At 70.0% G+C, this 18231-nt stretch carries 13 protein-coding genes and 2 pseudogenes; 10 read left to right on the forward strand and 5 right to left on the reverse strand.

Annotated features, from left to right (window positions below):
- Nucleotides 1-421 precede the first annotated feature (421 nt).
- The 5 genes from OG715_RS27835 (at nucleotide 422) to OG715_RS27855 (ending at nucleotide 5656) form a co-directional block, all read left to right on the forward strand.
- Entirely contained in the window at nucleotides 422-694 is a 273-nt protein-coding gene (locus OG715_RS27835; protein ID WP_266274511.1) for a ribbon-helix-helix protein, CopG family, read from the forward strand.
- A gap of 393 nt (nucleotides 695-1087) precedes the next feature.
- Nucleotides 1088-2302, forward strand: coding sequence for an ABC-three component system protein (locus OG715_RS27840; protein ID WP_266274510.1), 1215 nt, complete (start codon nucleotides 1088-1090; stop codon nucleotides 2300-2302).
- A gap of 12 nt (nucleotides 2303-2314) precedes the next feature.
- Nucleotides 2315-2800, forward strand: coding sequence for a three component ABC system middle component (locus tag OG715_RS27845; protein WP_266274509.1), 486 nt, complete (start codon nucleotides 2315-2317; stop codon nucleotides 2798-2800).
- A 5-nt stretch (nucleotides 2801-2805) separates the two neighbouring features.
- A complete protein-coding gene (locus OG715_RS27850; protein ID WP_266274508.1) occupies nucleotides 2806-4770 on the forward strand; it encodes a DUF3732 domain-containing protein in 1965 nt (654 codons plus the stop codon).
- Between the two features lie 289 nt (nucleotides 4771-5059).
- Entirely contained in the window at nucleotides 5060-5656 is a 597-nt protein-coding gene (locus tag OG715_RS27855; protein WP_266274507.1) for a zinc finger domain-containing protein, read from the forward strand.
- On the opposite strand, the gene OG715_RS27860 is transcribed toward OG715_RS27855, so the two are convergent.
- The 4 genes from OG715_RS27860 to OG715_RS27875 all read right to left on the reverse strand — a co-directional run bounded on the left by OG715_RS27860 (nucleotide 5653) and on the right by OG715_RS27875 (nucleotide 11589).
- Nucleotides 5653-6075 carry a hypothetical protein gene (locus OG715_RS27860; RefSeq protein WP_266274506.1) on the reverse strand — a complete coding sequence of 141 codons (423 nt, stop codon included), beginning with the start codon at nucleotides 6073-6075 and terminating at the stop codon, nucleotides 5653-5655. The two genes, OG715_RS27855 and OG715_RS27860, sit on opposite strands and share 4 nt — an antisense overlap.
- The gene (locus OG715_RS27865) at nucleotides 6072-8300 is read right to left on the reverse strand and encodes an integrase (protein WP_266274505.1); all 2229 of its coding nucleotides are present in this window, start codon (nucleotides 8298-8300) and stop codon (nucleotides 6072-6074) included. Before OG715_RS27865 ends, OG715_RS27860 begins: the two co-directional genes overlap by 4 nt.
- Nucleotides 8297-9937, reverse strand: a complete 1641-nt coding sequence (locus OG715_RS27870) for a hypothetical protein (RefSeq protein WP_327064168.1) — start codon at nucleotides 9935-9937, stop codon at nucleotides 8297-8299. Before OG715_RS27870 ends, OG715_RS27865 begins: the two co-directional genes overlap by 4 nt.
- 113 nt (nucleotides 9938-10050) lie before the next feature.
- Entirely contained in the window at nucleotides 10051-11589 is a 1539-nt protein-coding gene (locus OG715_RS27875; protein ID WP_266274503.1) for a site-specific integrase, read from the reverse strand.
- Nucleotides 11590-11644: 55 nt separating this feature from the next.
- On the opposite strand from OG715_RS27875, the pseudogene OG715_RS27880 reads away from it, so the two are divergent.
- The 4 genes and pseudogenes from OG715_RS27880 to OG715_RS27895 form a co-directional block, all read left to right on the forward strand.
- Nucleotides 11645-12064 (forward strand): annotated as a pseudogene (locus tag OG715_RS27880) (magnesium chelatase subunit ChlI family protein); the annotation flags it as partial.
- A gap of 227 nt (nucleotides 12065-12291) precedes the next feature.
- Nucleotides 12292-13584 (forward strand): DNA-processing protein DprA, encoded by a 1293-nt coding sequence (dprA, locus tag OG715_RS27885; RefSeq protein ID WP_266274502.1) that lies wholly within the window; start codon nucleotides 12292-12294, stop codon nucleotides 13582-13584.
- 329 nt (nucleotides 13585-13913) lie between these two features.
- Complete coding sequence (whiG, locus tag OG715_RS27890; RefSeq protein ID WP_266274501.1) at nucleotides 13914-14897, forward strand: RNA polymerase sigma factor WhiG; 984 nt, start codon at nucleotides 13914-13916, stop codon at nucleotides 14895-14897.
- A 309-nt stretch (nucleotides 14898-15206) separates the two neighbouring features.
- A complete protein-coding gene (locus tag OG715_RS27895) occupies nucleotides 15207-15779 on the forward strand; it encodes a TetR/AcrR family transcriptional regulator (protein WP_266274744.1) in 573 nt (190 codons plus the stop codon).
- Nucleotides 15780-15909: 130 nt separating this feature from the next.
- Here the strand turns inward: OG715_RS27895 and OG715_RS27900 are convergent.
- A pseudogene (locus OG715_RS27900) lies at nucleotides 15910-16662 on the reverse strand (peptidoglycan DD-metalloendopeptidase family protein); the annotation flags it as partial.
- 514 nt (nucleotides 16663-17176) lie between these two features.
- Here OG715_RS27900 and rpsB point away from each other — a divergent pair.
- Nucleotides 17177-18112, forward strand: coding sequence for a 30S ribosomal protein S2 (gene rpsB, locus OG715_RS27905; RefSeq protein WP_266274500.1), 936 nt, complete (start codon nucleotides 17177-17179; stop codon nucleotides 18110-18112).
- The last annotated feature ends 119 nt before the right edge of the window (nucleotides 18113-18231 follow it).

Raw genomic sequence — 18231 nt, forward strand, 5'->3', positions numbered from 1 at the left:
GTCCCGAGCAGCTTTGCGGTCCAACCATCGGTTGACCAGGCACGGGCGCTGGTCCGTGCCGTTCGATCCACCGCCCGTTGCTGGCATCCGAGTTGGTCCTGCCGGGGTTACGTCCAGGGGAATAATCGACCATTTCGAACATAGCACCCATATGCTCGCAAGATCGATCTCGCACTCCGTCGATGTGCATGTGAACCACATCCTGTGTGGATGTTCTTGACATGAGATGTGCCTGGTGTGAGGCTTGAGGCATCGCCCGACCCGCGCTGCGGGCCTCACGAGTCAGACGCAATGGAGCCGGCCGTCGCCGTCCGTGGCAGATTCGGCGGCCTCTCGGCCGGGTCATAGATGCTTCTTGGAAGCCTTGGACACCCCACGCGCTGTCCAGACCCTCTCCCCCGACAGCCAATGAGGCCTCGACATGACCGACACCACCGGCACTCCGACTGGCTCCCAGACTGGGGACACCCAGCTCAAGCCGTTCACCCGTCTGAGCGTGAACATCAATGACGACACGGCCGACGCTCTGCAGCGACTCAAGAGCGAGAAGGGCATCTCGATCACCGAGGCGGTCAGGCGCGCGGTTGCGCTGCTCGACCTGGTGGAGCGTGAGACCAACAAGCCCGGCCAGCCCGGCAAGCTGCAGATCGTCGACTATGACGGCGCTGTGCGTCAACTGCTGTTGTTCACCTGACTGAGCAGGCATTTTGCCGTTCACGTGGCATGCGACGGCGGGCCCTTCAGACATGAAGAGGCCCGCCGTTGCGCTCGGTAGTGTGGGCCGCGATTGGCCAGGGGCGGGCTCACCCAGTTGGGTGAGCCCGCCCCTGACTGCTGTGCTGGTGGGCGGTGCTGGGTCAGCTCGTGTCGCGATGTGTTTGTCGGGCTGGGAGAGGGATGACGTTGGGGTCGGGCTGCGCGAGCATCTTTCGGAGCTGCTGGTTCTCCATCGTGAGCGTGTTGACGGTAGGCACGAGGCCGGGGAGTTCTACACCGGCAGCCAGGCCGGAGGCTCAGTTGTCCACCAGCGCCAGTTCGCCCCGTCTGTCGTCTGGACGTGATCGTTTTATGCGGGGACACTCATCGCATGGCCCAGGGCTCACACAACGCCGCACCCAATGCCGTCGGCTACCAGCACCAGACCTGGTGGGCCCTGGTCGAGCTGTTGCGCACCGGCCCGGAGCGGCCCGACGCCGCGATCAGCGTGGAGTTGTATGACGACATCGCCTGGGACAAGGCGGGAACACCGAGTGAACTGCTGCAGGTCAAGCACCACCAGGGAACCAGCCGTGCACTGACCGACCGCGCAACGGACCTGTGGAAGACGCTGCAGGTCTGGATGGATGAGGCATCCCCTGGGGATGCGGACGGACCGAAGTTGGTGCTGGTGAGTACACAGCGCGCCGCTGCCGGCAGCGCAGTCGCCGCCCTGCGTACGGAAGGCCGCGACGAGGCGGCCGCACTGCGGTTCCTGGAAGCCGTCGCCCAAGAGAAGGGCGCTACCGATACCGCCAAGGCGCGCGCGGCGTTCATGGACCTTCCCGTCTCGACCCGCAGAACCTTCCTGCACCGGGTTCTCATCGCCGACGGCTCCCCCCATGCGGAGGATGTGCATGCCGTGGTGAGGACGTGCCTGCAATGGACGCTGCCCACTGGGCACGAGGAACTGTTCCTCGCGATGGTCTGGCAGTGGTGGGACGGGCAGGCTCTGGCCATGCTCCAAGGACGCCTCCGCAGCCTCGATGTGGGCGCCGCGCAGTCTGCGATCGCCCACATCCGCGATCAGTTCACCCAGGAGAATCTCCCCACGCTGATCAGCCTGAACGATGTCGACGAGCAGGGGATCGAGGAGCAGTACCGCACCCGTCCCTTCGTGCAGCAGATGAAGTGGGTGGCCTACCCGCCGAAGAACCTTCAGAAGGCGATCGTCGACTACTACCGGGCCTGTACTCAGGCGGTCCGGTGGCTCGACGAAGACTTGATCGGAATCGCGGAGCTCGACCGATTCGAGAACGAGCTGGTCGACGAGTGGGAGCGCGAGTTCGAGTGGATGACGGACGGCCTCGACGACGACGCCGATGACAGGGCGAAGCAGGAGGCTGGCAAGGCCCTTCTGCGCGCCCTGCTGGCACAGACAGGGATCACGGTCCGCTCCCGCTACAACGACGGCTTCTTCGCCCGAGGCCAGCGCCACGCCCTGGCCGACCAAGGAAGAGTCGGTTGGCACGCGGATTTTCAAACCAAGATCGAGGAACTGCTCCAACTCGGCAGCAACATTGGCACTGCAGCCGTTGGAGCGTAAGGAGGGAAGCCGGTGACGGCTTGGAACCAGCAGCCCTCTGTCGTCGCCACCATGCTCAACCCGGCGCTGCTCGCCGCAGTGCTGGAGGCGGCGACGCAGGGCCACCAGAAAGAGTCTGGGCAGGACATGCCCTGGGTCCTGTCTTTCGTCGTCGCCCCCATGGTGCTACACCGCGGCACGCGAGAAGCGCTGCCCGCCTCCACCCGGACTCACCTGGCCACCTGGGTGTCGCGCAACCCCGTACTGCGAGCGGGACTTCCCCAGCGGGCGGTGAACCTGGTGGATCCGGTGCGTGCTGGGCTCCGCTTCGCAACCGCGCACGGGCTTCTGCAGATGCACGAAGACCGGCTCGTCGCGCCGCCTCGCAAGCGCCCCCGCGGTTTCAAGACCGAGCGTGAACTCGACGAGCTCCTACGGAAGGCGAGCCTGGCTGGGCGCTGGTTGTCCAAGACAGACAGCCCAGCTACTGTCCTCGCCATCCTCGGCGTGGCACCCTGATTCCCGTGCAGCTGCTCGCGATCATCCTTTACAACGCCTCGGGCGAAAAGCGCGTCCTCGACTTCAAGCCGGGAGCGCTGAACATCGTTACTGGCGAGTCGCAGACCGGCAAGAGCGCTCTGCTCGACATCGTCGAGTACTGCTTGGGACGCGACAGCCTGCAGATGCCCATCGGCCCGATTACCGAGACGGTCGTCTGGTACGCGGCGCTGCTGAAATTGGGCGCCGGCCGGGCCTTCGTGGCCCGTCCTGCTCCTCGCCCGGGCAAGAGCTCGACCCAGCTGGGTACGCTCCGGTTCGGCACCGCGCTGGAGCCCCTGGAGCTTGGTGAGTTGGAAGCGGACATGGACTCCTCTGCCATCCGCGAGCAACTGGGCCGCCGGATCGGCATCGAAGAGAACCTTCATGAGCCGCCCGCCGGTGCAGTGCGGTCTGCTGTCGAGGCCCATCTAGGGCATGCGACGTTGCTCTGCCTCCAGCGGCAGAGCGAGATCGCTAACCGCAATCTGCTCTTCCACCGGCAGGGCGAGCAGGGCATGGCCCAGACCCTCAAGGACACCCTTCCCTACTTCCTGGGGGCGGTGCCCAGGGACCAGGCCCTGCGACGTGCCCAGCTGACAGCCGCCAAGCGCGAGTTGCGTACAGCAGAGAGCAACTACCGCCGCGCCGAGGAAGCGAGCCAGCTTGCCGGCGCTACTCTCGCGGCACTCTGGCGGGAGGCGTTCACGCTGGGCATGGTGGACAACCCCGAGCAGCCCGACCGCCTTTCTGCCATCGCCGCGCTCCAGGCAGCGGTTGTCGGTGGGCCAATGACGCCTACGGCAGACGGTGAGAGAGAGGCCGTCAGTGCCGTCCGCGCCATGCAACTGGAGCGCGAGCGCGATGATCTGCGCGACCAACTGCGGGCGGTGGGCTCGGAGCGGGAGATCCTCCTGCAGCAGCAGGACTCCGAGGTGGGATTCGTCGGCGCTGTGCGGACCCAGGCTGCGCGGCTCACGAGCCTGCATCTGCTGGGCTTGGACGGCGGAGACAACCAGGCGCTTGCCACCTGCGGGTTCTGCGGCAGCGAGCTTTCTGACCCCGACCCTGCGGTTGCTGAGCTCGACCGCAGCCTGCGTGGCCTCAGCGAGCAGTTGCAAGGGATCGAGACTGCCCGGCCGGCCCGGAGGGCGGCGCTGACCTCCCTCGACGGGCGGGCGGCGGACTTGCGAGGCCGCCTGCGAGGTGTCGAGGTAGCCCTGCGGTCGCTCACGTCCAGCGCTGAGGTCACTGCGCAACTTGCAGCAGACACCCAGCTCAGCTTCACCCGCGGCCGGATTCACGCCACCTTGGCCGTACTCCCAGGCGGGTCCAATGAGGAGCTGGAGCGATTTAAGCAGCTGTTCGAATTTGCGGCAGAGAGGGTTCGTGGCCTTGAAGCCGAACTTGACCCGGCGGAAGAACGCGAACAGCTGACCTCCCGCCTCGTCGCCATCAGCCAAGATATGACCCGCTGGGCCAACGACCTGGAACTGGAGCACGGAGGTGGCAACGTCCGGCTTGACCTGAGCCGCCTGACCGTCGTCGCCGACACCGAACAGGGGCCGGCGCCGTTGTTCCGTATCGGTAGTGGTGAGAATTGGGTCGGCTACCACCTGATCGCCCACTTGGCCTTGCATCGGTACTTCGTGCGGCAGGGTCGCCCGGTCCCCCGCATCCTCATGCTCGACCAGCCCACCCAGGTGTGGTATCGCTCGGACGTGGACCAGAGCTCCGGAGCGCCGAGCGACGACAGCGACCGGGAAGCGGTCAACCGCCTCTTCCAGCTCATCCACGACGTCGTCAGCGAACTCGCCCCCGACCTCCAGGTCATCGTCTGCGATCACGCGAACCTGGACGAGGACTGGTTCCAGAACTCCGTGGTCCACAACTGGCGGCACGGGTCGAAGCTGATCCCGCAGAGCTGGATTACGCGCTCCCTCGACATCTGACGAAGCGAGGAAGTCAGTCGCGATGCTCGTCTGGGCGAGCCAGTCCGGGATTCCTACTGGGGACACCACCAGCCTTGCCCTGAATGACAAGGCTAGGTTCCGGCAGGTCGAAGCACGGGAGCGGTTTGGTCGCCATTACGGCTGCTGTCCTTGGCCCGCAGTTCCTTCAGGTTGAGGATCTGCTTGCGCAGGCGGGCCTCACTCAGGGGGACAGATGTGTACTCCATCCAGCTCAATCGCTGGGCGTGGTGGAACCTGGTCGGCCGATCTCTTGGGCACTATGCGGGCCATGGATACACTCACCCGCGAGGCGCGGGCGGCGCGTGCCCAGCAGCGCAAGGCCGCCCGACTGAAGACCTGCACGCACTGTTGGGCAGAGCCTGAGGAGCCCTGCAAGCCGGGCCCGGGAGGCCGGTCGAATACGCATCGAGCGCGAGTGGAGTTCGCATCGCGAGACCAAGCGCCCCTTCCGGCGCAAGAGGTGATTGCCCGCGATGCTGCGTGGATCTACCAGCCTCTCAACGTCTCAGACCCGGCTTCGCCGATCCTGGGCGTCAGACAGAGCATCTTCAGGACACTCTTCCGAGACACGGATGAGATGGGTGCTCTCACTGTTGTTGCTCTCGGCCAGTACGACCCTGAGTGTTCGATGGTGAATAACCCGGTGGTCATGATGACTGCCAGCATGTTTCTCGGCTTGACGGAAGACGAGCGCGAGACCGCGATCACTCGCCTCCTTGCTCGCGGCTTCTTGAACGTGGCCGGGCCACGGGTCGTGCAGACGAACTCCGATGTAGCACGCGTGTTTGACGTCTCCGAGATGAACCCGGCTTTTATGGCTGAGTGGGCAGCAGCGAAAAAGTCGGTTCCAGAGCCCATGATTTAAGTCCTGTCGCGGGGCGTTTGCCGGGCGCGGAGGGGGATAACGTTGCTCGCCTTGTTGCTGAGGACGTCGCGCAGCTCCTGGTTCTCCAAGGTCAGGCGGGTGTTCTCCGCAAGGAAACCCTGGGCATCGGCCTTGAGCAGGGCGAGCTCGGCGTTCTTGTTCGCGATGGTCGTCTTGAGGGCAACGACCTTCTTTCGGAGGCGGGTCTCGACGTCGGGGGTGCCGCCGCGGGCTCGGACCTGGTCGTAGAACGCGTTCTTCAGATCGGTGTGACGTTGGGTCAAGGCGTTCCTGGGGACCTCGGCTTCGATGGCGAGAGCGACGATGGTCAGGGCGCCGTTGGAGCGCTCGTGGGTGCCGGTGAGGATGCGGTCCATGGCGGCCTGGATGCGGTCGCGTTCGTCGGGTGCAGGGCTCACGCGGGACTCTCCTTGAGGGTGAAGCGGGTGCGGTCGTGTTCGTTGGCCAGCTCGCGGAGTCTGGTGGCGGTGGCCTGTCGGCGTGCGGCCAGAGGGCCGGGGACGTGGGCGGCTTTGCTGTCGAGGTCGTCGGCGCGCTGGCGGAGCCAGGTGGCGTGCTGGTCGGTGCGTACGGTGTTACCGCAGCCAGGAACGCACTGGTCGAGACTGGGCGCGTCGTGCTGTCCCTCCTTCGCGCAGAGCGCTTGGTCGCGTTTGTAGAGGCAGAGCAGCAGTGCGTGAGGGTTGTCGTAGAGGACGCTGCCGTCACGGGCCAGGTACCGGCGGGCGGCGGCGTGTTTGCGGACGAAGTCGAGTCCGACCAGGCCGCCTTGGAACACTGGTCCGTTCGCCGCGGCGAGGATCGCCCGGCGGGCGGCGGGGCCGGAGATGGCCTCGCCGGCCTGCATGCGTTCGTGGAGGTCGGCTGCGGTGTCGGCGGTGGCCAGCGCCGTCTCGACATTCACCATGCTGTGGATTCCGTCGCGGCCGCGGCTGCCGTAGCGCCCGGACTGGTCGGTGTTCAGGACGGTTCGCATGTGGCCGTACTGGATGGCGAGGGCGACCAGGCCGCCGGGCCGGCGTGCGATGTGCCAGGCCAGGGTGCGACGGAACCGTGCGGTGCCGATCTTGCCGTGCGGATCGGGGGGGATGACCTCGCCGCCCCGTGCCTGCGCTTCGGTGTTGACCCAGACCGCGAAGTCCTCGATCCAGGCGGCGAGCCTCTTCCTCCTCAGTGACGATCCTTGCTGCGTGACGCGGCTGGGGCAGTGGATGGCCGCGTCGAACAAAAGTGCGCCCTCGGGGACGATGCGCTCAAGGACGCGGATGGCCTTGACGACGGGGGTGATCGCGACCCAGGGAAGAGGCCGCTCGGTACCGCCGGGCAGGTAGTGGCCCGTGTCGGGGTCGATGGCGGTCTTGTAGTGGTGTCCGCGGATGAGATGGTGCGGCTCTTCCTCTTCGTATTCCTCGTCGTCCGTGTCTGCGACGACGTCCTCGGGGCGGACTCGCAGCACGTGGCGTCCTGCCGCTTCGCTGGTTCCGGGTTCCGGGTCGGGGCAGCAGCCGGAACGCAGGCCGAGGATCTCCTGGGTGCGGGCGCCGGTCAGGTAGGAACAGACGATGAACGTGGCTGTGACCAGCTGCTTGAGAAGGTCGGTGGTCTCGTTGAAGTCGATCGACTCGCGCCATGGGCGGTCGTTGATCCGGCCGGTGAGCGGCACATCCAGCGGGCACGGGCCCTGGTCGGAGGCCACGCGAGCGGCCAGGTTGTCCCTCTCCCAGACGTGCTGGACCTGGTGGAGGGAGGCGCCGGTCATCCCGGCGATGTAGTTGCGTGCCAGTGCTGGCTTGCCGTTCTGGTGGGTGGAGGGCAATGCGGTGCCGGCGGCGGTGAGCCGGTTCAGGTAGGTGTTGAGCGCGATCCGCCCGGCGGGGGTCCCCTTCTGAGCGGGGGCGGCTTGGTGCAGGCGGCGGCCTTCGGTGTGGGCGGCGAGGATGTCGTCGGCCAGGTCCTCGACGAAGCGGATCGCCCACACCAGCAGCGGGCCCATCGTCTCCTCGCCCAGTACCTCGCGCGCGTTCTCCCCGCCTGTCGACGTCGCGGCGGGCAGGTAGTCGTCCAGGCCGGCCTCGTCCCAAGGCGGCCGGGCAATCCCAGCGGGTAGTGCGGTGAGCTGGTCGAACGCCCACAGCCGCGTCAGCGCCATCAGCTTGCCCATCACGTTGCCGCGGCTGGTGCCCGCGTCGCGCAGGTGCAGCCCGTACTCGTGCAGCACTGTCCGATCACAGGCGGCCAGAGTGCCGATCCCCCGCTCCAGCAGCCAGTCCGCCAGCCGCAGCCAGACCCGCACGGTGTCCTGCATCCGGTCGGGGGAGATGCGCGAGCGCAGCATGATCCCGCGTTCCCGCACGAAGGTGTTGCGCAGTTCGCCGTTCAGGAACGTCCACGTGATCAGTCGCAGCTCGGGGCGGAAGACGGCTTGGCAGGTGTGCCAGTCGATCGTGGCGAGCATCTGGCTGGGGTTGTCGATGAGCGGGGCCAGCGGCCACACCATGTCACCGAAGCTGCTGTTGAGGTGGGCGTGGCGGGCGATGACCAGGTGCTCGGATATGACTGGGGTGGTGGATTCGGGCATCGGAAGCAGGTAGCGGTCGGCTTCGGGGGCGAGGGGTGTGGTCACGGGTTGAGGTCTCCGCTCAGCAGGTCGCCGACGATCTCCCGGTCGGCTTTGGTGATCCGGCCGCGTGCTCTGGTCCACGATCCGTCGCCGATCTTGCCTTTCAGGTCGTCCAGGCGGGCGTGGGCATCGCTCCAGTTCCGGTCCCACACAGGCGTCGGCAGAGCCGAGCGAATGTGGGTGAGGGATTGGTGCAGCTGGACCAGGCGCGGGTGGTGGTCGGTGTGGACGCGGGCGTTCTCGCAGGCCAGGCAGAGTAGGAACGAGGCGCCGCAGCCCCCGTCCGGAAGCGGTGCCGGGCTCTGCTCGGTGCCGGAGCAGTCGGCGGTCGCGGTCTCCTGATGGCCGGGGTCGCGCTCGGCGCTGAGCCGGGCAGCGAGCTTCACCGCCTGGCGGGCGTGCTCCAGTGCGGCGGCTGCCCCGGCGGCGATGATGGGCGCGGCCTGCCGCTGGACTCGCTCGTCGGGCAGCACGTAGCGGCGCTCGTGGGTGTCGCGGGTGTGCTGGGACGGTTCCCCGCGGTCCACCACTACCGTTCGCCGACCGCGCCGAAACGGCGAGCCGGTGCCGGTCAGCTTTCCCCAGCGGGACGCGTCGTTGCCGGCCAGTCCCAGGCGGATGGGGCCGATAGCGGTCCGCCGCGTCTTGTCCTCGACCTCGCGGTCCGGGTAGTGGGTGCGCCAGGCGATGAGCCTGTCGGTGCTCGCGTCCGGGGCGAGGTCGTGTGCCAGCGCCCGGGCGAAGCGGGTGGCCTGCAATGCCTGTGTGATCAGTCGGCCCGCCGAGTCGGCGCCGGTGTCGGTGACGTTCTCGGTCTCGGTCCGGGTGCTGCTGCCTTTGTGCTTGCGGATCGGTATTCGGTAGGTGGGGTGGCCGTCGCTGCCGGGGTCGGGAGCGGCTTTCGGCGTCGGCATCACGTCGATCACCGCGAGGTTCCAGCTGAACTGGGCCATCAGCACCACCCCCAGAGCCGTCGCCTCCATCCGGTCCAGGAACAGCCGCTTCCACGTTGCCTCGACCGAGCCCCCTCCCAGCACACGCTGGAAACGGCGCTGCAGGCAACCACTCTTGTAGCGGGGAAGGTCGCCGGTACGGGCGATGAGGTCGAGGGCCTCACCCACCGCCCAGCCCGCGCTGTCGGGCGCGAACTCGCCGCTGTGCCAGCGCTCCAGGTGGGCGGCGTTGTCCTCGATCCGCAGCAGCGCGGCGCGGAACGTGCGCCGGGCCTCCAGCCGGATACCGTCGAACTCCGCCGGCTCGTACGAAGTGGTCTTCGCGGGCAGCGGCGTCACACGGCGGGCGAGCTCCTCGGCCACCGGGCCGGTCCGCAGACGCGGGTCGTCGCGCAGCAAGGCACTCAACTGCCGGAAGACGACCCGACCACCCGCGGTGAGCTTCTGCTGGTCCCACCAGGCGGCCATCAAGGCGGCGGTGACCTCGTCCAGGTCTTGCGGCGGCCGGATGCGCTCAGAGGCGAACCTTGCGAACGACCGCATCTGCTGGAAGACCCTGATGGAGGTCTCATGGGAGCCCCAGCGGCGGGAGTGCACGGCGAACAGGACAGCCAAGGAACGCTGCAAGGGCTCGGCCCCCGGGAGCGTGGAGAAGTCGAAGTCCCGTAGGTGGCCGTCACGGTTCATGTGGCACACCACCAGGCCGGCCACGATGCTGACAGCATCCGGCGCGTTGTAGTCGGCGGGCGGCAGAGCAGCTTTCTTACCCCGACCACGGCTTTCGGTCCCATCCTTCGCGTTCACGACGCGGCCCCCGCCAGCACAGGTGCCAGCCGCACGTCGATGTCCTGGATACCGTCTGCCTCCCGGGCCACTCGGGCGAACAGGTCGTCCAGATCCGGCAGCGGGGCCGACAACGGCTCCTCCACCTCGGCCAGCAGCGACTGCAGCTGCAGGTGCCGCACCGGCGCGAGGTAGGTGTCGACCGTGACCTGCCGCGTCGCGTGACCCAGCAGCCCCTGCACCAGATGCCATGGATCGCCATACAGAAGGGCGAAGTCCCGGCGCTCGCTCGGGCTGAGACCGAAGCGCTGGTCCATCAGAGAGTTCAGCACCACCAGCATGAACAGGGCCATGCTGTGGCGGGCGCCGTGCACGGTGGCATACGGGGAGTAGACCTTGTGCGGGTCGGCCCGAAGCTCGGCCGGCGGCTCCAGCGCGGCTCGGCAGCGCTGGTTGGCGGTGCGGAACACGGCATCCCAGGAGTGGGGCTGGAACGGCAGTCCGGCTTCGTTCAGCCACAGCCACAACGGCTCGGGCCCGTCCGGACCCTCGGTGAACAGTGTCGCCCGCTCCCGCCAGGTCAAGGAGTCCAGCAACTGCTCGAAGACGACGCCGTCCCGAGCCGTCCAGCGGACCTTCCGCTTGGGCCCCCGGGTGACCTCGGTGACCAGCCGCATGTCCGTCAGCTTGTCGTAGCGGCCCTTCACCTGTGCCTTTCGCACCGCCCAGGCCCTCGACGACTCCACATACGACTCGATGTCCCGGACTGCTTCCGTCGAGCAGTAGAACGTCCGCGAAGCCTTCGACCGGGTCACCGCCCCCGACACCCTGCCACGGCAGTAGCGGCTGCCGCCAAGCCGGGTGCCCGGGACCTCGAACGTCAGCAGCGACCCGCCCTCCTGGCGTCGCAGCCCCGAGGACACCAGCAGCCGAACGAACGCGGTGTTGCGGTCCTCCACCCGCCCCAACCAGCCCGGCTCCACCACCCCGGCCCGGGTGTGGCCGCGCAGACCGATGTCCATCCACAGCCGCCACGTACGCGGAGTCAGCCAGTGCATGTCCGACGGCGCGGCCTTGCGCAGTCCGTCCGGGACCTCCTTCGTCCCGCCGTGCAGGTCCGATACCTGGCGCATCGTCACCGGACTCGCGGGCACGTACTTCTCCCGCTTGGCCCACTTGTACAGCGCCGCGAACGCCGCCAGCTCCCGGTTCGACTTCGAGTTCCCGACCCGATCCGGATTCGCCGGCGCATCCAGCCGCCAGCTCCGGAAGTCGTTCAGATCCTTCTCCCGGGCATCCGTCCAGTGCCGACCCCGCCGCGACAGAAACGCCAGCAGCAACGAGATGTCGGTCGCGTAGTTCCGCTTCGTCTCCTGCTCGTACCCCCGAAACGCCGATGACTGACCGAAGCGGCACAACAGCGGATCAACTCGGTAGTCGGGCCCCACGAACACCGCATCCCCGACCCGCATCCCCCAATCCGACCACTCGGCCCCAGGCGAATCCGACTCCGTCAGCCAGTCCGGACCCACCCAGAACACCCGCCACTCCGTCATCACACACCCCTCCTGTAGCCCTTCAACACGTTGAAGCTATAGGGAATGGATGAGCCGCTACCAGGGCAGGCTGTCCGGCCCGCTGCTCGACCGGGTGGACCTCCAGGTCCAGGTCGCTCCGGTGACCAGGGCCGAGCTGATGCAGCGCGACACCTCGGCGGAGACCACCGCGATCGTCGCGGCCCGCGTACTGGCGGCGCGGGAGCGCGCGGCGGCGCGGCTCGCGGGCACCCCGTGGCGGACCAATGCCGAGGTCCCCGGACACGAGCTGCGCACCCGCTGGCAGCTGGCGCCGGGCGCGCTGAACGACGCCGCGCGCCAGCTGGAGCGCGGTCTGCTGACCGCCCGGGGCCTGGACCGGGTGCTGCGGGTCGCCTGGACCGTCGCCGACCTCGCCGGCCGGGACCGCCCCGAACAGCGCGACATCCGGACGGCCCTCGTGCTGCGCACCGGCGTGGAGCAGGGGCTCCCGCTGACCGAGCAGTTCTTCCGAAGTCCGAACCTCGCCGCCGACCGCCCCGACCGCCCCGACCGGTCTGACGATCGCGCCGAGAACCGGACCGGCGACCGTTCCGGCGACGGCTCGGACGAGCAGGCCGAGGAGCGAGCGGACGCCCCGGCCGGACGCCGTCCCACCCGCACCCGGTCCGCCCGCCGCCCGCCCGGTCCCACCCCCACCGAAAAGCCCGAGGAGAGCGGCACATGAGCCCCACCGCGAACGACCTCCCCCAGCACCCGCCCACCGAACCGGCAGCCGTCCCCGAGCCCGGGCCGCAGGCCCCTCCGCGCGTCGCCGAACCGGCCGGCCCGGCGGCGCCCCGGGCCCCCGGAGCGGAGGCCGAGGGACCGCCGGGGCCGGAGGCCCGGCCCCGGCCCGAGCCGGAGCGCCTCGCCAGGGCGGCACTCAGCCGGCTCGGCGAACCGGGGGACGCCGCACTCGGCCGCTGGCTCACCCGCCTCGACGCACTGGACGTCGTACGGGCGATCCGGGACGGCACTCCGGCCGAGCAACTGGGCGTGGACACCGCCAGGCTGGCGGCCTACCGGGCGCGGATGCCCGGCCTCGATCCGGTCGCCGACCTGGAGCGGGTGCGCTCGGTCGGCGGGCGCTTCATCATTCCGGGCGACGCCGAGTGGCCGAGCCAGCTGGACGACCTCGGGCAGGGCCGGCCCACCGGGCTCTGGGTGGTGGGGACGGGTTCGCTGCGCCTGCTCGCCCTGCGATCGGTCGCGGTGGTCGGGGCCCGGGCCTGCACGGCGTACGGTGCGCACGTCGCCGGGGACCTCGCCGCCCAGCTCGCCGAGCGCGGCTGGGTGGTCGTGTCCGGCGGTGCCTACGGGATCGACGCGGCCGCCCACCGGGGCGCGCTGGCGGTCGACGGTCCGACGGTCGGTGTCCTGGCCTGCGGGGTGGACGTGGCCTACCCGCGGGGCAACACCTCGCTGATCCGCCGGATCGCCGAACAGGGACTGCTGGTGAGCGAGCTTCCGCCGGGGGAGCACCCGACCAGGTTCCGGTTCGTGCTGCGCAACCGGGTGATCGCGGCGCTGACCCGCGGGACCGTGGTGGTCGAGGCGGCGCTGCGCAGCGGGGCGCTCAGCACCGCCAGACGCGCCCGCGACCTCAACCGGCACACGATGGGTGTGCCCGGGCCGGTGACCTCGGAACTCTCCGCCGGGGTGCACGCGCTGATCCGGAGCGGCGCCGCCACCGTCGTGACCGACGCGGCCGAGGTCGTCGAGCTGATCGGGGCGATCGGAGAGGACCTGGCGCCGCAGCGCGGCGGACCGGTGCTGCCCAGGGACCTCCTGGAGCCGGAGGCGGCCCGGGTCCTGGAGGCGGTGCCGGCCACCGCGGAGGGCGCGCCGGTGGAGCGGTTGGCCCGACAGTCGGGGCTTCCGCCGGACGAGGTGCTCCAGCGGCTCTACGAGCTGGGCTCGCTCGGCCATGTGGAGCGACACGGCGCGCACTGGCGCCTGGTGCGGAGGAGGTGACGGCCCGTCCGGACGAGGCGGCGGAGCGGCATGGGCAGCCGCGGGGCGGAGCGTCAGGAGGAAACGCGCCCGAGGGACGACCGGGAGGAGGACGGGGAAGGGCGCGGGGTTGACGGGGCGGAGCGGCCGGGCGGGGCCGACATCCGGTTCGTCCACCTCCGGTGCCCGGGTGGGGCGACACGAACGCCACTGGATCGGGGGACGACCGAGTGGCGGTAGCACTCTGCAGCGAGTCGGTCACGCTACGCTCGCCATGCCTTCCCTATCAGCACATGACTCGGCAGAACGGCGCAGACCAACGTATGCCCACACACATTCCCGGACACCGAGTGACCGGTGGCGCCCGGTCCTCGGGAGGGCCGCGCACCGAGCGGCGGACCGCGACCGAGTACCCGTCCAAGTCCACGGGTGCGATGGGGGCCCTGGCGCGGCAGGGCGGCCGTCCGGCGCTCACTGGGGCGCACGACGACCGCCCGGACGCGCCCGGCGCCCCCGCCGCCCCCGCCGCCCCGGCCGCCCCCGCGTCCACCGAAGCGCCGGCTCCCCGCCGCGAGCGCACGGCGCTCGAAGAGCTCTGGCGCGCCTACAAGGAGACGGCCGATCAGCGGCTGCGGGAGCAGCTGATCCTGCACTACTCACCGCTCGTCAAGTACGTGGCGGGCCGGGTCGGGGTCGGTCTGCCGTCCAATGTCGAGCAGGCCGACTTCGTCTCCTCCGGTGTCTTCGGGCTGATCGACGCGATCGAGAAGTTCGACATCGAGCGCGCCATCAAGTTCGAGACCTACGCGATCAGCCGGATCCGCGGCGCGATCATCGACGAGCTGCGCGCGCTGGACTGGATCCCTCGCTCGGTGCGGCAGAAGGCGAAGGCGGTCGAGCGCACCTACGCGACGCTGGAGGCCAGGCTGCGGCGGACGCCCACCGAGCCCGAGGTCGCGGCCGAGATGGGCATCGCGATCGAGGATCTGCACACCATCTTCAGCCAGCTCTCGCTCGCCAACGTGGTCGCGCTCGACGAGCTGCTCCACCCGGTCGGCGACGGCGGCGACCGGCTGAGCCTGATGGAGACGTTGGAGGACCACGGGGCGGACGACCCGGTCGAGGTGGCCGAGGACCGGGAGCTGCGCCGGCTGCTGGCGCAGGCGGTCAACACCCTTCCCGAACGGGAGAAGACCGTGGTGACGCTCTACTACTACGAGGGGCTGACGCTCGCCGAGATCGGCCAGGTCCTCGGGGTGACCGAGAGCAGGGTCAGCCAGATCCACACCAAGTCGGTGCTCCAGCTGCGCGCCAAGCTGTCGGACATCCGGTAGCCGAGCGCCCTCGGCCGGGCACCCTCCGGCCGAACGCCCTCCGAACGTCCTCCAGCCGAGCCCCGACCGCCCTCCGAACGAGCCCCGGCCGAAAACCGCCCCCGGCCGAAAACCGCCCCCGGCCGGACACCCCTCGGCCGAACGCCCCGGCCGGTCGTCACGCGGGCCGGTCGGTGCGCCGCGTACGCCGGGTCGGCGCTCCGCGCCCCGGAACGTATCCCTCCGTATCCGTTGCGGTACGCGGCACCGTACCGGTGGGATGTAGGGCTCCGTACAGTGGAGGGCGTGCCGAAGATCCGAGCAGCCAGTGTGGCCGAGCATCGCCAGATGCAGCGGGCAGCCCTCCTCGATGCTGCCCGCAGTCTCCTCACCGAGGGAGGCATGGAAGCCCTGACCTTCCCAGCGCTCGCGATGCGTACCGGGCTCGCGCGTTCCTCGGTGTACGAGTACTTCCGTTCCCGCGGGGCGGTGGTGGAGGCGCTCTGCGAGGTGGACTTCCCGCTGTGGGCCGCCGAGATCGAGGCCGCGATGGCGAGCCGGGACACCGCCGCCGAGCGGATCGAGGCGTACGTCCGGAGCCAGCTCGCGCTGGCCGCCGACCCGCGCCACCGGGCGGTCGCGGCGATCTCCGCACTGGAGCTGGACGACGCGGCCCGGGAGCGCATCCGGGCCGCGCACGGGACGCTGGTCGGACTGGTGGTCCAGGCGCTGGACGACCTCGGCCACGAGCAACCCCGGCTGGCCGCCGCGCTGCTCCAGGGCATCGTCGAAGCGGCGGTGCGGCAGGCGGAGCACCGAGCTGCGGGCGGCCGGGCCGAGAGTCCCGAGGTGATCGCGGACGCCGCCGTCGCCCTCGCCCTGCACGGCCTCGGCCCGAGCTGAGCCGCCGCCTTCCGAGGACGGCGCGCGGCCCGGTCCGGGAGATCGGCGCGGCGGTGACCGCTTCCGTCGGGCGGTCGAGCGGAAGCAGTCGGGCCCGACCGGTCCCGAACAGGGCCGAGGGGTCCAGGTAGCGCTTCCCGCGCAGCAGGCCCCAGTGCAGGCAGGGGTTGCCGGCGCAGTGGTCCCCGGGGGCGAGGCGTCCGATCACCTGCCCGGCCGCCACGGCGGTGCCGACCGGGAGCACGCCCTCCACCGGTAGATAGGTGGTCCGCAGCGGGAGAGTCGGCGGGGCAGCGGACACCGCGGAGCTCGTCCCCGGGTGGGTGACCGTGACGACCGGCCGTCCGGCCACCGGTCCGGTGAACGTCACCACTCCCGGCGCGGCGGCGCGGACCTCCGCTCCGGCGGTGGCGGCCAGGTCGACGCCCCGGTGGCCCGTGCCCCACGGTCGCGCGGGCGGCTCGAAGCGGCCGATCACGGCCCCCGGTCCTCCGCCCGGTCCGTCCACCGGCCACCGCCGCCCGCCCCCAGTCGCCCCATCCACCCCAGGACCCCCGGGACCCCCGGGACCCCCGGAAGCGACCGAGTCAGGACCGGCCTCCCCAGCGGCACCGGCCACCGCCCCGTCCGCCCATCCCGCCCTGCTCACCTGGTCCGACCCGGTCGCGGCGTGCCCGAGCGCCCCGGGCCGGCCAACGGTCAGCAGGACGGCCAGCACCACCGGCACGACCAGCAGCACCCGCCGCCCCGCCGCCACTCTCGCTCCTGCCCCGCTGCCGCTCCCAGCCGGAGCGGCACCCGCACCCGCACCCGAACCCACGGTCACACCCGCACCCACACCCGCCGTCACACCCGCACCCGCACCCACCACGCCGAAAGCCATGCGCCAGAGGCTCCCCGGGCCGGCCCGACCCGGCCACCCAGGCCCTGTTTCCTGTGGACAACCGGCCCCTGGGGACAATGGCCGTCCCTCCAACGGGTGGACCCCGGCAGGTGCACGGGACCCCAACACGGTCGCCCGGGTGCCCCGGACCTGGCCGGTCCCCGCCCGCCCGCCTTCGCGGAGTCGCTCGGCGCTCGGCGCTTCCCGTACACTTCACACGCGACCCGGTCCGCCGGGTCGACTTCGCACGCCCCGCCACCGGCGGTCGGACAGCGGCTCAGCCGCCGCCCCCGCCAGGTGCGAGTGCCGCTCGGTCCGCCGAGCCCGACCGGTCCCAGGACCGCCGGGGGAAGCGGCTCGGCACGTTCGGGGCGTCAGGCGTGGCTGTCACCTGGCCGCCACGGACAAAACCGAGCCTGACCCGGCCGTTCGCACCAGTCGAGCGGGAAGCGCCATCGCGCCTCCCGTGACGCCGTTGCGACGGAGCCGGGCGTAACACCTGAGGAGCACGGCTATGGCCGTCGTCACGATGCGGGAGCTGCTGGAGAGCGGCGTCCACTTCGGTCACCAGACCCGCCGCTGGAACCCGAAGATGAAGCGCTTCATCATCACCGAGCGCAACGGCATCTACATCATCGACCTCCTGCAGTCGCTGAACTACATCGACCGCGCCTTCGAGTTCATCAAGGAGACCGTTGCCCACGGCGGCAGCGTCCTCTTCGTCGGCACGAAGAAGCAGGCCCAGGAGGCCATCGCCGAGCAGGCCACCCGCGTGGGCATGCCCTACGTGAACCAGCGCTGGCTCGGCGGCATGCTGACCAACTTCTCGACCGTCTACAAGCGCCTGCAGCGTCTCAAGGAGCTGGGCGAGCTGGACTTCGCGGACGTGGCCGGTTCCGGCCTCACCAAGAAGGAGCTCCTGGTCCTCCAGCGCGAGCACGACAAGCTGGAGAAGACCCTCGGCGGTATCCGTGACATGCAGCGCGTTCCCAGCGCTGTCTGGATCGTGGACACCAAGAAGGAGCACATCGCGGTCGGCGAGGCCCGGAAGCTCAACATCCCGGTCGTCGCCATCCTCGACACCAACTGTGACCCCGACGAGGTCGACTACAAGATCCCGGGCAACGACGACGCGATCCGCTCCGTCACCCTGCTGACCCGTGTGATCGCCGACGCCGTCGCCGAGGGCCTCAAGTCCCGCGCGGGTGTCGCCAAGGGCGACGTCAAGGCCGAGCCGGGTGCCGACCAGCCGCTCGCCGACTGGGAGAAGGACATCCTCGAGGGCGAGAAGAAGGCCGAGGAGGCCCCCGCCGCCGACGCCGAGGCTGCTCCGGCCGCCGAGGCCGCCGCTGTCGAGGCCCCGGTCACCGAGGCTGCCGCCGTCGAGGCCGAGGTCGAGGCCCCGGCGGCCGAGGCCCCCGCCGCCGAGGCTCCGGCCGAGCAGGCCTGACGTACCAAGGGTGAGGGGCACCCGCCGGTACGACACCGGTCGGTGCCCCTCTCTCCCGTGCCGGGGCCGAACCATCGGCCCCGGCGCCACTCCACGCAGACACGCGAGACGCGAGAAGA

Source organism: Kitasatospora purpeofusca (genome assembly GCF_036010405.1).
Lineage (GTDB): Bacteria > Actinomycetota > Actinomycetes > Streptomycetales > Streptomycetaceae > Kitasatospora > Kitasatospora purpeofusca.

Excerpts from the sequence above, each read along its gene's own strand:
- OG715_RS27835 (WP_266274511.1), top strand. The coding sequence starts at position 422 with ATGACCGACACCACCGGCACTCCGACTGGCTCCCAGACTGGGGACACC.
- OG715_RS27840 (WP_266274510.1), top strand. The coding sequence starts at position 1,088 with ATGGCCCAGGGCTCACACAACGCCGCACCCAATGCCGTCGGCTACCAG.
- OG715_RS27855 (WP_266274507.1), top strand. The coding sequence starts at position 5,060 with ATGGATACACTCACCCGCGAGGCGCGGGCGGCGCGTGCCCAGCAGCGC.
- OG715_RS27870 (WP_327064168.1), bottom strand. The coding sequence starts at position 9,937 with ATGAACCGTGACGGCCACCTACGGGACTTCGACTTCTCCACGCTCCCG.
- OG715_RS27875 (WP_266274503.1), bottom strand. The coding sequence starts at position 11,589 with ATGACGGAGTGGCGGGTGTTCTGGGTGGGTCCGGACTGGCTGACGGAG.
- dprA (WP_266274502.1), top strand. The coding sequence starts at position 12,292 with ATGAGCCCCACCGCGAACGACCTCCCCCAGCACCCGCCCACCGAACCG.
- rpsB (WP_266274500.1), top strand. The coding sequence starts at position 17,177 with ATGGCCGTCGTCACGATGCGGGAGCTGCTGGAGAGCGGCGTCCACTTC.